Here is a 12,926-nt window from a genome sequence, read left to right as displayed (position 1 = left end):
GGGGGCGGGGTCGTCGGGGCAGACGTCGGCACCGTTGAGGGCGCGGTCGATGTCGAGGGCGGTGGCGAGGCGGGCGGGGCCCTGGGCTAGGTCGTGGGGGCGTCGTGAGGTGACCCGGCGCCCGCGGGCGAGTTCGGCACCCTCGATGACGTCGCCGCCGCGGTGTGCGCTGTCCCTGGACTACGTGTCTTGGGGGTGCCGGTGAGTGCGCCAGAGACGTCTGAGGGCTTCGAGTTCGGTTCGGGGGAAGTGCTCACCCCACTTGCCCCGGTAGCCACTCTCGCCGTAGGTCTGTGCGACCTCCTCGAAGCAGAGGATCACGGCGCGGGCGAGCTGGTGGATGCCGAGCTGACTCGACCAGATCTCGGTTCCCTTGTTGTCGTGGTCGCTGCCGTCGCGCAGTTCGAGCACGCGGACCCACGTGTCCTTGCCTTCGCGGTAGAAGATCCACCGGTAGGCGGTCGGCTCGGCCTCGAACTGGGCACGGGTCTCTGTCTCACCGGCGACGAGCCGGGCCACGCCAGTCAGGAGTTCCTCGGGCGCATTGCTGATGTAGGACGCGGTGAGCTCGACTTTCGTCTGGTGATCTTCAAGGGTGCAGTCGGCCCACCCGGATCCCGCCAGCGTCCAGGTGAGGCGCATGCCGGATGTCACGACTGCTCCCCGGTGAGGAAGTTCCGGACGTCGGCCGCCAGGGAAGTCATCTGCTCGCCGGCCTCGAGCCAGGTGGTCACCGAGGCGCCCCAGCCGCCAGCGGCCTGTGGCCACGGCCGCAAGGCCCAGGTCAGCCCGACGTAGCCGCCGGATCGGAAGACGGCCGACACCGTCAGGTCTCGGTCGGTGGTCTGCCAGCTCCGTTCGCCGTCCCAAGTCACTCGGCCGGCAAGGAACGCGCCAGGCGCCACGCTGGCGAGCGGTGACACATCTTCGGGCCCAACTCCGCGCCGACCCATCGGCGAACCGCGAGCGAGGCGCACAGCGGCTCAGGCTCCGGCGGACGGCTTGGCTCTCGGGCTCAGTCGGTACGCCGAGACCGTTGGATCCCCCGCGAGGTAGAAGCGGTGCTGCCAGTCGTGGGCTTTGCTCACGCCTACCCGAGGACCAACCCGGATGAGTGCGGCGGGTACCGGCTCGCCCTCGGACAGCGCGACCGTGGCGCCTGTCAGTAGGTCTGTGCCGTTGTGCTCTGCCGTGATGCCGAGCGCCTGGCAGAAGTTCCCCGGGCCTCGCGCGAGACGTGGACTCTCGACCTTGCCCCCTCGCCGCTCGCGGGCCAGGTCTTCCCCTGCGATGACCCTGCCTGCCCGGATGAGGACGGCTGTAGCGATGCCGTCTGCCCCGGTGACGACGTTGGCGCACCAGTGGAGTCCGTGAGACCGGTAGACGTACAGGTGTCCCGCACGTCCGAACATGACGGCATTTCGGGGTGTCCTGCCTCTGTAGGCGTGGGAGGCAGGGTCGGCCGAACCGGAGTACGCCTCGGTCTCCGTGATGGTGATGCTCACGGTTCCCTCGGGGGTCTCGTGGGTGAAGATGGCACCGAGCAGCTTGGGGGCGACTTCTTCAGCGGGGTGAGCAAGATCCATGACGTTCATGCTGACCGCCTTGACATGCCGTAGGTGAAGTAGACGTACGCGTGCCCTGGGGGGCCGAACATGACCGCGTTGCGGTCGGTGCGCCCGCGGTAGGCGTGGGAGCCCGGGTCGACGGGGCCGGCGTAGGCCCCGACCTCGGTCAGCCGGAGCGCCACGGGGCCATCGTCCGTCCTGCGTACGAGGGTCCGCCCCAGGAGGTCGGGGGCCACCTCCAGCACCGGCCGGTCGAAGAAGGACCTGGGGAGCGGGGTGCTTTCAGGAGGGGGGATCATGCGGTACGAGAGTAATGGAACCGTTCGGGGTGGGGCCGCGTTCGTAATGACCGAGGCAACCGCCAGTCAAGGGAGAGGGACATCGTGGGCTTCAAGAAGCTGCTTGCGAGCTTGGGCGCCGGTGGCGCGTCGGTCGAGACGGTGCTCAACGAGCCGAACGTCGTCCCGGGCGGGGTCGTCCAGGGCGAGGTGCGGATCCAGGGCGGCTCGGTGCCGCAGCGGATCGAGGGACTGTCGGTGGGCCTGCAGGCCCGCGTCGAGGTCGAGGGCCAGGACGCGGAGTACAAGCAGGACGTCGAGTTCCACCGGCAGCAGCTGGGCGGGGCGTTCGAGGTGCAGCCGGGTGCGGTGCACGTGGTGCCGTTCGGGCTGGAGATCCCGTGGGAGACCCCGATCACGACCTTCCTGGGGCGTCACCTGACCGGGATGAACGTCGGGGTGACGACGGAGCTGGCGATCGCCCGTGCGGTGGACTCCGGTGACCTCGACCCGATCAACGTGCACCCGGTGCCGGCGCAGCAGGCGATCCTCGACGCGTTCGGCCAGCTGGGCTTCGGCTTCAAGAACGCGGACCTGGAGCGCGGCCACATCCGCGGCACGCGGCAGCGGCTGCCGTTCTACCAGGAGATCGAGTTCTTCGCGCCGCAGCAGTACCGCGGGCTGAACCAGGTGGAGCTGAGCTTCGTCGCCGACGGCCACGAGATGGACGTCATCCTGGAGATGGACAAGAAGCCGGGCCTGTTCAGCGAGGGCAGCGACGCCTTCCGCTCCTTCACCGTGGACCTGAACAACTTCCACGCGACCGACTGGGCGGGTTACCTCAACCAGTGGCTGGCCGAGGTCGGCGGGAAGCGCAACTGGTTCTAGGATCGGCGGGCGGAAGCGCGTTTCGCGATCAGCAGGAGGTACCGAGGTGACCGAGCAGAAGCGGCGGCCGCTCCCCCACGATTTCCATCCCCAGGTGCCGTCGTTCACGGTGGTGAGCGACGACATCGAGCCGGGCGGCACGCTGAAGGACTCCCAGGTCTACGCCAAGGGCAACGTCTCGCCACACCTGCGGTGGGAGGGGTTCCCCGAGGGGACCGGGAGCTTCGCCGTCACGTGCTACGACCCCGACGCGCCCACGGGCAGCGGTTTCTGGCACTGGGTGCTCTTCGACATCCCGGTGTCGGTGACGGAGCTGCCCGCGGGTGCCGGCAGTGACGGCTTCAAGGGGCTGCCCGAGGGTGCGGTGCACGTGCGCAACGACTACGGGAGCAAGGACTTCGGCGGCGCCGCGCCGCCGCCCGGGGACGGACCGCACCGTTACGTGTTCACCGTATACGCGGTGGACCAGGAGAAGCTGGGGCCGGACGGGGACGTGTCTCCCGCCGTCGTCGGCTTCAACCTGCGGTTCCACGCGATCGCGCGCGCCAACCTGATCGGCGAGTACGAGAACCCGCAGTAGTCGTGGCGCCCCCGGCCGAGGGCCGGGGGTCCCAAATTCCGTTGCGCCCCGGCGCTCCCGCATCGCACTGTGGTGTCTGCCTGGTGACCTGACCGTCACCGGGGGTCGGCACCGCAGTGGCGGGGGCGGCGGGGCGTTGCGCTGTGCGGCTCTCGCCGCGCGACCTGCCTGCCGTCCGCCGGAGCCCGGTCATGCGCCCGGGCGTCCACGCCGATCGCCGCGCTCCGGGCGCCCCGGACCCCACGGGGGCGGGCGCCCGGAGTGGCCGGCGGCCGGGGCCGCCGTTTCGTTCCCCGTTTCCTCCTGTTCGCTTTCACGTGCGGAAATTGCGTTGTCCGCGCGGGTATAGCCCGGTCACAGTGGAGCCACCTCGCCGCGGGGCGGGGATGGACCCGAGGGGTGGGCGACGTGCGTGAGACGCTGGTGCTGAACGCGAGCTTCGAGCCGCTGTCGACCGTGTCGCTGCGGCGTGCGGTGGTGCTGGTCATGCAGGACAAGGCCGTGGTCGAGCAGGCTCATCCCGGGCTGCGGATCCGCGCGGCGGCGGTGGAGGTACCCGTACCGCAGGTGATCAGGCTCTGCAGGTACGTGAGGGTGCCCTTCCGACAACGGGCGGCGTGGTCGCGGCGGGGTGTGCTGGTCAGGGACCGGCACCGGTGCGCGTACTGCGGCCGGAGGGCGACGACCGTGGACCACGTGCAGCCGCGGTCGCGCGGTGGTGGGGACACCTGGCTGAACACCGTGGCGTCGTGCGCGGAGGACAACCACCGCAAGGCGGACCGTACGCCGGAGCAGGCGGGGATGCGGCTGCTGACCCAGCCGTTCGAGCCGACCCCGGCGGACGCGCTGCTGCTGGCCCTGGGTCTGAAGGACCGTGAGGACGCCCCCGGCTGGCTCGCGCTGCCGGCCTGAGTCCTGAGCCCCGAGGCGGTCGCCCGGCTACTTCAGCAGGAGCTGGGCGATCGCCACGAGGCCCACGACGACGATGACGCCGCGCAGGGCGACGGGCGGCAGGCGGCGGCCGATGCGGGCGCCGAGGACGCCGCCGAGCGCCGCCCCGACGGCGATGAGCGCGACGGCGGTCCAGTCGAAGTCGGCGACGAAGAGGAAGAACGCCGCGGCGACGCCGTTGACGATCAGCGCGAGGACGTTCTTCACGGCGTTGATCCGCTGCCAGGACTCCTCGAGGAGGACGCCCATCAGGGAGAGGTAGATGACTCCCTGGGCGGCGCCGAAGTAGCCGCCGTACATGCTGGCGAGGAGGAGGCCGCCGAGGAGGAGCGGGCCGCCGTGCTCGGGGGCGTGCGTGCCGTTGCCGGCCCGGCGGGCCTGGAGCACGCGGGAGAGCCGGGGCTGGACGACGACGAGGACGAGGGCCACCGCGATCAGGATGGGCACGATGGTGTCGAAGGCCTGGGAGGGCAGCGCCAGCAGCAGGACGGCCCCGGTGAGTCCGCCGACGAGGGCGGCGGCGCCGAGCCGCAGCAGGCGGTCGCGCTGTCCGGCGAGTTCGCGCCGGTAGCCGATGGCACCGCTGAGGGAACCGGGGACGAGGCCGAGGGTGTTGGACACGTTGGCGGTGACGGGCGGCAGGCCGACGGCGAGCAGGACGGGGAAGGTGATGAGCGTGCCGGAGCCGACGACGGTGTTGATGGTGCCGGCCCCGATTCCGGCCGCGAACACGGCCAGGGCTTCCCAGTAGGTCATAGGCGTCTCCATGGTCGGTGCGGCTCCCCTCCCCCCGACGGGACCGGGGGGAGCCGGAGCGCACGGATCATGTCATACGCGTTCGCGGCGGCGGCCGCACTGCTCAGTCCTTGTCGAGCCGGGGGGTCTCGCGACGGGTGCCGCCCTCGCCGTTGCCCGGGCCGCTGCCGGGGGCGCCGGGGAGGTTGACGATGCCGCCGAGGCCCTTGAGGGCGTCGTTGAGTTCGCTGGGGATGATCCAGAGCTTGTTGGACTCGCCCTCGGCGATCTTGGGGAGCATCTGCAGGTACTGGTAGGCGAGGAGCTTCTGGTCGGGGTCGCCCTCGTGGATGGACTCGAAGACCGTGCGGATGGCCTGGGCCTCGCCCTCGGCCTTGAGGGCGGCGGCCTTGGCCTCGCCCTCGGCGCGCAGGATCGCGGACTGCTTCTCGCCCTCGGCGGTGAGGATCTGGGACTGCCGGATGCCCTCGGCGGTGAGGATGGCGGCGCGCTTGTCGCGGTCGGCGCGCATCTGCTTCTCCATCGAGTCCTGGATGGAGGTGGGCGGCTCGATGGCCTTGAGTTCGACGCGGTTGACGCGGATGCCCCACTTGCCGGTGGCCTCGTCGAGGACGCCGCGCAGTGCAGCGTTGATCTCCTCGCGGGAGGTCAGGGTCCGCTCCAGGTCCATGCCGCCGATGATGTTGCGGAGCGTGGTGACGGTGAGCTGCTCGATCGCCTGGATGTAGCTGGCGACCTCGTAGGTGGCCGCCCGCGCGTCGGTGACCTGGTAGTAGATGACCGTGTCGATGTTGACGACCAGGTTGTCCTGGGTGATCACCGGCTGCGGCGGGAACGGCACGACCTGCTCGCGCAGGTCGATGCGGTTGCGGATGGTGTCGATGAACGGCACCACGATGTTGAGGCCCGCGCTCAGGGTCCTGGTGTAGCGACCGAAGCGTTCGACGATCGCCGCGCTGGCCTGCGGGATGACCTGGACCGTCTTGATGAGCGCGATGAAGACGAGCACCACCAGGATGATCAGGACGATGATGATCGGCTGCACGTCCACTCCCACGCCGATTGCCTGTGGCTACCTGTACGAAGACATGATCAAGTCTGGCAGACCCCGCGGGGAGGCGGGCCGGGTTCGGCGAATTCCCGTGCCGTCTCGGGGTGCGGGGGCGGGCAGGATCACATCACGACGGCCGTCGCGCCCTCGATCTCGACGACGTCCACGCTCTCACCGGGCTCGAAGGCCCGTCCCGTCTCGAGGGAACGGGCCGACCAGACCTCCCCGTTGAGCTTGATCCGGCCGCCGTGCCCGTCGACCCGTTCCAGGACGACGGCCTGGCGGCCCTTGAGCGCGTCGATGCCGCTGCGCAGCTCCGGGCGTTGCGAGCGGCTCCGGTTGGCCAGCGGGCGTACGACGGCGATGCCCGCGACCGAGACGATGACGAAGATCAGTACCTGCGGAGTGATACCCAGGCCGAGGCCTGCCGCGATCGCGGCGGCGACGGCTCCGACCGCGAACATCCCGAACTCGGGCATCGCGGTCACCACGAGCGGAATACCCAGCCCCACGGCGGCGATCAGCCACCACAACCAGTCGTCCACAGGCCCATCGTAGGGGTCCGCAGTGGATCTGTGACAGGGTGCGACGGCTCTCCCAAAGGCTTTCGGCGCGGGGCTTCGTGCGCGGGGGGCCTCAGGGGGTCACTTCAGGGGCAGCCCGTTGGCCGTCCAGCGGTCGCCGCGGCGCTCGACGACGAGCGGGAGGCCGAAGCACAGGGAGAGGTTGCGGGAGCTGAGTTCGGTCTCCATGGGACCGGCGGCGACGACCTTGCCCTGACGGATCATCAGGACGTGGGTGAAGCCCGGGGCGATCTCCTCGACGTGGTGGGTGACCATGACCATGGAGGGCGCGATCGGGTCGCGGGCGAGCCGGCCGAGACGGCGGACGAGGTCCTCGCGGCCGCCGAGGTCGAGGCCGGCGGCGGGCTCGTCGAGCAGCAGGAGCTCGGGGTCGGTCATCATGGCGCGCGCGATGAGGGTGCGCTTGCGCTCGCCCTCGGAGAGGGTGCCGAACTTGCGGTCGAGGTAGTCGCTCATGCCGAGCCGGTCCAGGAAGGCGCGGGCGCGGTCCTCGTCGACCTGCTCGTAGCTCTCCTGCCAGTGCGCGGTCATGCCGTACGCGGCGGTGAGCACGGTCTCCAGGACGGTCTGCCTGCGCGGCAGCTTCTCGGCCAGGGCGACGCCCGCGATGCCGATGCGGGGGCGCAGTTCGAAGACGTCGACGCCGCCCATCTTCTCGCCGAGGATCTGGACGGTGCCGGAGGTCGGGAAGAGGTAGCTGGAGGCGATGTTCAGCAGGGTCGTCTTGCCGGCGCCGTTGGGACCGAGGATGACCCAGCGCTCGCCCTCGGCGACCGACCAGGAGACCTGGTCCACCAGAGCCCGGCCGTCTCGGACCACGGATACGTCCACCAGCTCCAGAACATCGCTCATGAGCGTGTTGTCTCCCACTTCCCGATCGCATGTCTGCCGTTGCGAGCACCTGTAGGCGCCGCCCCCAGGAAATCTACGCCACGCCCGGGCCGCCCCAGTCCTTAGGCTGGGGGGATGCTCGACGAACCTCGCTCAGGACGGCTGGCGGCTTGGGGAAATGCCCTGATTGCCGGACTTGCCGCGCCGGATGACGCCGCTCAGGAAGTGATCGCCGACGATTCGGTCCACCGGATCTCGGGCCTCCCCGGGGAGGCCGGCCCGGTGGGGCTGACGCTGGGGCTGGGGCGGCTGCGCGCGCTCGGCGTGTCCGGGCTGCGGATAGCGCTCCCGGTGCCCGGGCACCCGCTCGGGCTCAGCGGGCCGCCGGAGTTCAACGCGCGGGCGCTGGCGGCGGGCGAAGCGGTCATCACCGTCGGCGGACCGGCCATCGGCCTGGTGCCGGAGGTCACGGAGGCGGGCCCGCAGGGCGACGTGCACGTGTCGGTCGAGTGGCAGTGCCTGCAGGTGCGGGACGCTCCGCCGGCGGACGTGCCCTCGCTGGGCGAGGCGGAACGGGAGCTCGCGGAGGCGCTGCGGGACGCCACGGAGGCGCTGGCGCGGCTGGACGTGGCCGGCGCGGGCCCGGCGGCACAGGCGGCTCTGGAGGCGTACCGGGCGCGGGCGGCGCGCGGCCGCGAGGTGCTCGCGCCGGGGTATCCGCCGCGGGCGGTACGGGTGCTGGAACTGGCCCAGCGGGTGGGCACGCTGGTCGGGATCGCGACCGGGGCCCGGTCCGGGCACGGGGCGGCCGTCAGCGCCTCGGAGATCGCCGCCCGCGCGGAGCTGCTGCGGCCGGTGGAGCGTACGGCGCGGCGGGCGCAGGTGGCGGCGTACAACGCGTACGTCGAGGAGGCCGAGCGGCGCCGGGGCTGAGGCCGGCCGGGAACGGTGGAAGGCCCCGCGGACGACGCTGTCCGCGGGGCCTTCAGGGCACGTCAGTGGTTGAAGCAGACGTTGCCGATCGCGGGGTTCAGGATGCCGACCGCGTCGATGGTGTTGCCGCAGAGGTTGATCGGGATGTTCACCGGAACCTGGATCACGTTGCCGGAGAGCACACCGGGCGAGCCGGCGGCCACGGCACCCGCGTGGGATTCGGCGAGCGCGGTACCGGCCGAACCGGCGGCGGCCGCACCGGCGGCGGCGATGATCAGGGCGGCCTTCTTGGCGCTGTTCATGAAACTGTTCCTCCTGTGATGGCACGGCCCGGTTCGAGGAGCCGCACTGTGAGGAACGCGGAGCCCGGGGCGTTGACACGGGGAGGGCACCGGAAACCTCCGTACGGCGGAATCTGCGTGTCGCACCGGCGTGTGCGCGCGGCGTACGCGCGGACGCCGTGAGCCGCACCAACGGACCGGCCCCGGGGCGGCGGAGCGCTCCGGGGCCGGTGGTCACGGCCGTGCCGTGGGGTTGACGTCCTGGGTCAGCGGTTGACGCAGACGTTCCCGATGGCCGGGTTGAGCAGACCGATGACGCTGATGGTGTTGCCGCAGACGTTCACCGGAACGTGCACCGGCACCTGGATCACGTTGCCGGAGACCACGCCGGGGCTGTTCTTCGCGCCACCGTGGGCCTGGGCGCCACCGCTGTGGGCGGAGGCGGCACCCGCGCCGACCATGGCGAGGCTCCCGGCGACCATGGCAACGGCGGCGGCCTTGTGCAGGTTCTTCACGTTCTTGACCCTCCTTGCATGGGTGCCGCGGCAGGCGCCGCAGCACGCCATGGAGAACGGCCCACGCCCGGCCAGGTTGCGCCATCCGGGGGACATACACCCGACGGTATGAATCTCACTCCGGATGGCGACGATCCGCTTGTCCTACCGCTACGTGCCCCGGCTTCCGTGGCGTCGGACGCCCCTCGGGTGCGCCGGATCAGCCGCCGATCCCGTGCCGCACCGCCCACAGGGCGGCCTGGGTGCGGTCGGAGAGGTCCAGCTTCATCAGGATGTTCGACACGTGGGTCTTGACGGTCTTCTCCGACAGCACCAGGGCGCGGGCGATCTCCCGGTTGGAGCGGCCCTCCGCGATCAACGACAGCACCTCGCGCTCCCGGTCGGTGAGGGTGCCCCCGCGGCCCTGACCGGGACCGGTGTCCTCCTGGGAGAGCAGGGCGTCGGCGACCTCCGACTGCAGCAGCACGTGGCCGGCGTGGACCGAGCGGATGGCGCCGGCCAGCGCGTCCGGGTCCACGTCCTTGTAGACGTAGCCGGCCGCGCCCGCGCGCAGCGCCGGGACGACGGTGCGCTGCTCGGTGAAGCTGGTGACGACCAGGACGCGGGCCTTGCTGCCGCTGTCGCGCAGCAGGCGCAGGGCCTCGATGCCGTCCACGCCCGGCATCCGGACGTCCATCAGGATCACGTCGGGCGCGAGTTCCCCGGCGCGCTGCACGCCCTCCTCGCCGTCCCCGGCCTCGCCCACCACCTCGATGTCGGGCTGCACCTCCAGGAAGGTCCGCAGGCCGCGCCGGACCACCTGGTGGTCGTCGACCAGCAGGACGCGAATGGGGCCGTCAGCCACCGGGCACCTCCATCTCGATCACGGTGCCCCTGCCGGGCGCCGAGTCCACCGTCAGTCCGCCGCCCACCCCGTCGGCCCGGTCCCGCATGGAGACCAGGCCCAGGTGGCGGCCGGCCCGGCGCACCGCGGACGGGTCGAAGCCCCGCCCGTCGTCCCGCACCGTGAGCACCGCTCCCCTGCCCCGGCCCTCCAGTCGCACGGTCACCGAGGCGGCGTCCGCGTGGCGCAGCGCGTTGTGCAGGGCCTCCTGGGCGACCCGCAGCAGCGCTTCCTCCTGGGCGGCGGGCAGGGCGCGGACCTGGCGGTGGCTGAAGGAGATCCGCGACGAGTGCGCCCGGTCCAGGACGTCGACCTGCGTGCGCAAGGTGGCCAGCAGGCCGTCCTCGTCCAGGGCGGCGGGGCGCAGCTCCACCACGACCGCGCGCAGTTCGTCGGCGGCCTCGGCGGCGAGCGTGGCGACCTGCCGCAACTCCTCGCGGGCGCGCTCCGGGTCGCGGGACACCAGGGCGGAGGCGGCCTGTGCGGTCAGCCGCAGCGAGAACAGCTTCTGCGAGACGGCGTCGTGCAGTTCGTGGGCGATGCGGGCCCGCTCCCCGGCGAGCGTCAGCTCGCGGCTGCGCTCGTACAGGCGGGCGTTGGTGAGGGCGATCGCGGCGTGCGCGGCCAGGGTGCGCAGCAGCTCCTCGTCCTCCTCGGTGAAGCCGCGGCCGTCCTCCGGCGGGCGGGTGGCGCAGCGCTTGTTGGCGAGGAAGAGGGCGCCCAGGATCTCGTCGCCGTCGACCACCGGCATGCCGAGGAAGTCGGACATGTCGGGGTGGGCGGACGGCCAGCCGCCGAAGCGGGGGTCGCCCTTCACGTCCCGCAGGCGCTGCGGGGTGGCCTCGTGGAGCATCGCGGCGAGGATGCCGTGCTGCCGGGGCAGCGGGCCGATCGCCTTCCATTGCTCGTCGCTGACGCCGTCCACGACGAACTGGGCGAAGCCGCCGTGGTCGTCCGGCACGCCCAGCGCCGCGTACTCGGCGTCGAGCAGTTCGCGGGCGGACGAGACGATGGTCTGCAGGACCTCGCGCACTTCCAGGTGCCGGCTCATCGCGAGGACGGCCGCGCTCACCGCCTCGATGCCGCGTCGGGACGATCGGCTGGACATGACCTCACCGTACCGGCGGGTCGCGGCCGGTGGGATCGGCCTGGTGACCGGGCGCCACCGGTCCGTGGACCTAGGGCGAAGTTCCCTGCCCCGGTGCTGCGGGCGGCCGAGGTGGCCGGGACGGGGCCGTTCCTACGGTGGGGGGCAGCCGCCGGGCGACGGACCGGGCGGCCGGTGGGAGGACACGTCATGCCGGTGGCAATCATCACGGGAGCGTCGCGGGGACTGGGACGGGCCCTCGCCGGAGCGCTCGCGGAGCGGGGCTGGGACCTGGTGATCGACGCGCGGTCCGACGAGGCGCTGAAGCGGGCGGAGGGGGAGCTGGCGGGCCGGACGCGGGTGGCCGCGCTGCCGGGCGACGTCACCGACCCGCGGCACCGGGTGGAACTGGTCTCGGCGGCCTGGGATTTCGGCGGGCTCGACCTGCTGGTGAACAACGCGAGCGCACTGGGCGCCGAGCCGCTGCGGCCGTTGTCCGAGCAGCCGCTGGAGGGGTTGCGGGCGGCGCTGGAGACCAATGTGGTGGCCGCGCTGGGCCTCGTGCAGGAGGGGCTGCCGCTGCTGCGCCGGCGGCGAGGGGCGGTGCTCAACATCAGCTCGGACGCCGCCGTCGAGGCGTACCCCACGTGGGGAGGGTACGGCGCGAGCAAGGCGGCGCTTGAGCAGCTGTCGGCGGTGCTGGCGGTGGAGGAGCCGGAGCTGCGGGTGTGGTGGCTGGACCCGGGCGACATGAGGACCGAGCTCTACGCGGCGGCGGTGCCCGACGATCCGGACGCGGACGGGCGCCCGGCCCCCGAGTCGGTGGTGCCGGCCGTGCTCGGGCTGCTCGACACGGGCGCGGCCGGTGGCCGCTACACGGCCCCGGCGCTGCTGGAGGCCGGGCGGTGACCGCGCTGGGCGCGCTGAGGGTGCCGGAGGAGCTGGCGGCGCGGGTCCCGGTGGAGCAGCGTGCCGACGGGGCGTCGGGCCGCGACGGGGTGCGGATGCTGGTGGGCGGGCGGGCCCGGGGCGAGGTCGCGCACCACGCCTTCGGTGACCTGCCGGGGCTGCTGCGGGCCGGGGACGTACTGGTGGTGAACACCTCGCGGACCCTGCCGGCGGCGGTGGACGCGGCGCTCGGGGAGTCCCCGGTGGTGGTGCACTTCTCGGGGCTGCTGGACGACGGGCGCTGGGTGGTGGAGTTGCGCACGCCCGACGGACGGGGCACGACCCGGCCGCGGACGGGCGGCCCGGCGGGGGTGGCGGTGGCGCTGCCCGAGGGTGAGCGGCTGATGCTGCAGGAGCCGCTGAGCCCCTGCGGGGAGCGGCTGTGGGTGGCGCGGGCGTCGGTGGCGGACGCGATGGCGTTCCTGCACCGGCAGGGGCGGCCGATCCGGTACGCGTACACCCGGCGGGACCAGCCGCTGGCGGCGTACCAGACGGTGTTCTCGGTCCCGTCGGCCGACGGCCTCGGCTCGGCGGAGATGCCGAGCGCGGCGCGCCCCTTCACGGCCGGGCTGGTCACGGCGCTGGTGAGCCGGGGCGTGCAGATCGCTCCGGTGGTGCTGCACACCGGGGTGTCCTCGGGCGAGGCGCACGAGCCGCCCTACCCGGAGCGCTTCTCGGTGCCGGAGAGCACCGCCTGGCTGGTGAACGCCGCCCGGGCGGGCGGCGGCCGGGTGGTGGCGGTGGGCACCACCGCGGTGCGCGCCCTGGAGACGGCGGCCGACGGCCTCGGCT

At 72.3% G+C, this 12,926-nt stretch carries 17 protein-coding genes and 2 pseudogenes; 6 read left to right on the top strand and 13 right to left on the bottom strand.

What is annotated here, in order from left to right; all coding sequences use genetic code 11:
* The 5 genes and pseudogenes from PV341_RS38285 to PV341_RS38265 form a co-directional block, all read right to left on the bottom strand.
* A pseudogene (locus PV341_RS38285) lies at positions 1 to 162 on the bottom strand (DNA-3-methyladenine glycosylase); the annotation flags it as partial.
* An 18-nt stretch (positions 163 to 180) separates the two neighbouring features.
* Positions 181 to 654 carry a hypothetical protein gene (locus PV341_RS38280; RefSeq protein ID WP_500360225.1) on the bottom strand — a complete coding sequence of 158 codons (474 nt, stop codon included), beginning with the start codon at positions 652 to 654 and terminating at the stop codon, positions 181 to 183.
* Positions 651 to 875 carry a DUF6228 family protein gene (locus tag PV341_RS38275; protein ID WP_500327405.1) on the bottom strand — a complete coding sequence of 75 codons (225 nt, stop codon included), beginning with the start codon at positions 873 to 875 and terminating at the stop codon, positions 651 to 653. The genes PV341_RS38280 and PV341_RS38275 overlap by 4 nt, the downstream gene beginning before the upstream one ends.
* A gap of 108 nt (positions 876 to 983) precedes the next feature.
* Positions 984 to 1,595, bottom strand: a complete 612-nt coding sequence (locus PV341_RS38270; protein ID WP_500327403.1) for a DNA-3-methyladenine glycosylase — start codon at positions 1,593 to 1,595, stop codon at positions 984 to 986.
* Between the two features lie 14 nt (positions 1,596 to 1,609).
* Positions 1,610 to 1,867: pseudogene (locus PV341_RS38265) on the bottom strand (DNA-3-methyladenine glycosylase); the annotation flags it as partial.
* A gap of 84 nt (positions 1,868 to 1,951) precedes the next feature.
* Between PV341_RS38265 and PV341_RS38260 the strand changes: the two are divergent.
* The 3 genes from PV341_RS38260 to PV341_RS38250 all read left to right on the top strand — a co-directional run bounded on the left by PV341_RS38260 (position 1,952) and on the right by PV341_RS38250 (position 4,226).
* Positions 1,952 to 2,734 carry a sporulation protein gene (locus PV341_RS38260; protein ID WP_499511099.1) on the top strand — a complete coding sequence of 261 codons (783 nt, stop codon included), beginning with the start codon at positions 1,952 to 1,954 and terminating at the stop codon, positions 2,732 to 2,734.
* A gap of 46 nt (positions 2,735 to 2,780) precedes the next feature.
* Positions 2,781 to 3,314, top strand: a complete 534-nt coding sequence (locus PV341_RS38255) for a YbhB/YbcL family Raf kinase inhibitor-like protein (RefSeq protein ID WP_500327401.1) — start codon at positions 2,781 to 2,783, stop codon at positions 3,312 to 3,314.
* 408 nt (positions 3,315 to 3,722) lie between these two features.
* Positions 3,723 to 4,226 carry an HNH endonuclease gene (locus tag PV341_RS38250; protein WP_499511101.1) on the top strand — a complete coding sequence of 168 codons (504 nt, stop codon included), beginning with the start codon at positions 3,723 to 3,725 and terminating at the stop codon, positions 4,224 to 4,226.
* Positions 4,227 to 4,253: 27 nt separating this feature from the next.
* Here the strand turns inward: PV341_RS38250 and PV341_RS38245 are convergent, their stop codons facing one another.
* From PV341_RS38245 to PV341_RS38230, 4 genes are all read right to left on the bottom strand, one after another.
* On the bottom strand, positions 4,254 to 5,021 hold the full coding sequence (locus tag PV341_RS38245; protein ID WP_500327400.1) for a sulfite exporter TauE/SafE family protein: 768 nt from the start codon (positions 5,019 to 5,021) through the stop codon (positions 4,254 to 4,256).
* Positions 5,022 to 5,124: 103 nt separating this feature from the next.
* Positions 5,125 to 6,066: an SPFH domain-containing protein gene (locus PV341_RS38240; protein WP_500327398.1), complete on the bottom strand. Its 942-nt coding sequence runs from the start codon at positions 6,064 to 6,066 to the stop codon at positions 5,125 to 5,127.
* Between the two features lie 128 nt (positions 6,067 to 6,194).
* Complete coding sequence (locus PV341_RS38235; protein ID WP_499516787.1) at positions 6,195 to 6,605, bottom strand: NfeD family protein; 411 nt, start codon at positions 6,603 to 6,605, stop codon at positions 6,195 to 6,197.
* 111 nt (positions 6,606 to 6,716) lie between these two features.
* Complete coding sequence (locus tag PV341_RS38230; protein ID WP_500327396.1) at positions 6,717 to 7,508, bottom strand: ABC transporter ATP-binding protein; 792 nt, start codon at positions 7,506 to 7,508, stop codon at positions 6,717 to 6,719.
* A 114-nt stretch (positions 7,509 to 7,622) separates the two neighbouring features.
* Between PV341_RS38230 and PV341_RS38225 the strand changes: the two genes are divergently transcribed.
* Positions 7,623 to 8,420 (top strand): Rv1486c family protein, encoded by a 798-nt coding sequence (locus PV341_RS38225; RefSeq protein WP_500327395.1) that lies wholly within the window; start codon positions 7,623 to 7,625, stop codon positions 8,418 to 8,420.
* Between the two features lie 62 nt (positions 8,421 to 8,482).
* Here the strand turns inward: PV341_RS38225 and PV341_RS38220 are convergent, their stop codons facing one another.
* The 4 genes from PV341_RS38220 to PV341_RS38205 all read right to left on the bottom strand — a co-directional run bounded on the left by PV341_RS38220 (position 8,483) and on the right by PV341_RS38205 (position 11,207).
* Positions 8,483 to 8,722: a chaplin gene (locus PV341_RS38220; protein WP_499511106.1), complete on the bottom strand. Its 240-nt coding sequence runs from the start codon at positions 8,720 to 8,722 to the stop codon at positions 8,483 to 8,485.
* A 245-nt stretch (positions 8,723 to 8,967) separates the two neighbouring features.
* The gene (locus tag PV341_RS38215) at positions 8,968 to 9,216 is read right to left on the bottom strand and encodes a chaplin (protein ID WP_018560570.1); all 249 of its coding nucleotides are present in this window, start codon (positions 9,214 to 9,216) and stop codon (positions 8,968 to 8,970) included.
* Positions 9,217 to 9,415: 199 nt separating this feature from the next.
* Positions 9,416 to 10,060, bottom strand: coding sequence for a response regulator (locus PV341_RS38210; RefSeq protein WP_500327393.1), 645 nt, complete (start codon positions 10,058 to 10,060; stop codon positions 9,416 to 9,418).
* Complete coding sequence (locus tag PV341_RS38205) at positions 10,053 to 11,207, bottom strand: GAF domain-containing sensor histidine kinase (protein ID WP_500327392.1); 1,155 nt, start codon at positions 11,205 to 11,207, stop codon at positions 10,053 to 10,055. The genes PV341_RS38210 and PV341_RS38205 overlap by 8 nt, the downstream gene beginning before the upstream one ends.
* Positions 11,208 to 11,396: 189 nt before the next feature.
* Between PV341_RS38205 and PV341_RS38200 the strand changes: the two genes are divergently transcribed.
* Complete coding sequence (locus tag PV341_RS38200; RefSeq protein ID WP_500327390.1) at positions 11,397 to 12,095, top strand: SDR family oxidoreductase; 699 nt, start codon at positions 11,397 to 11,399, stop codon at positions 12,093 to 12,095.
* Positions 12,092 to 12,926, top strand: an 835-nt coding sequence (locus tag PV341_RS38195; protein ID WP_500360223.1) for an S-adenosylmethionine:tRNA ribosyltransferase-isomerase, incomplete at its 3' end; no start/stop codon positions are given. The genes PV341_RS38200 and PV341_RS38195, both read left to right, overlap by 4 nt.

Source organism: Streptomyces sp. PA03-1a (genome assembly GCF_033792805.1).
In the GTDB taxonomy this organism is placed as follows: domain Bacteria; phylum Actinomycetota; class Actinomycetes; order Streptomycetales; family Streptomycetaceae; genus Actinacidiphila.
This window is presented reverse-complemented; position numbering and strand designations above follow the sequence as displayed.